This is a genomic window from Microvirga sp. P4_G7, from assembly GCF_056401005.1.
In genome coordinates this window covers 1-551 of sequence record NZ_JBFUKD010001182.1, presented here as the reverse complement: position 1 = coordinate 551, position 551 = coordinate 1, and the positions used below count along the sequence as shown (strand labels likewise).

Below are 551 nucleotides of genomic sequence, written 5' to 3'. Positions count from 1 at the left end.
GGCCTACAAGGATGAAGTGGCGCCCGATCAGGGGTCGCCTTTCCGACCGCTTTATGACGACAAGGTGATGTTCAGCGGACAGCCGATCGCGCTGGTTTTGGCCGAGAATTCCGAGGCAGCGCGCTTCGCCGCTTCGCTGGTGCGCGTGAACTATGTCGAAGAAGCGCATGTGACAGACGTTTTGAGCAGGCGGAACGACGCCTTTGCGGTCGAGGAACCTGTGAAACCGCGGGGTGACGCGGTCAAGGCCCTTGCTGCTTCCGCTGTGCGCCATGAAGGCGAGTACTATGTCCCGATCGAGCATCACAATCCCATGGAGCCCTATGCTTCCACTGTGATCTGGGATGGCGCCGGCAGGTTGACGATCTATGACAAGACCCAAGGCGTGCAGAATGTGCATCGATACGTTTGCGCCGTCTTCGATCTGGAACCGGACGATGTTCGCATCATGTCGCCATATGTGGGTGGCGCTTTTGGCTCGGGCCTGCGTCCGCAATACCAGGTCGTGTTGGCTGTGTTGGCGGCGCGCGCGTTGGAGCGCTCTGTGCGTG

1 protein-coding gene is annotated in these 551 nt (G+C 60.1%); it reads left to right on the top strand.

The window, feature by feature from the left end:
* On the top strand, positions 1–551 hold a 551-nt coding region (locus tag AC1DT3_RS23765), incomplete at both ends, for a molybdopterin cofactor-binding domain-containing protein (protein ID WP_477467601.1).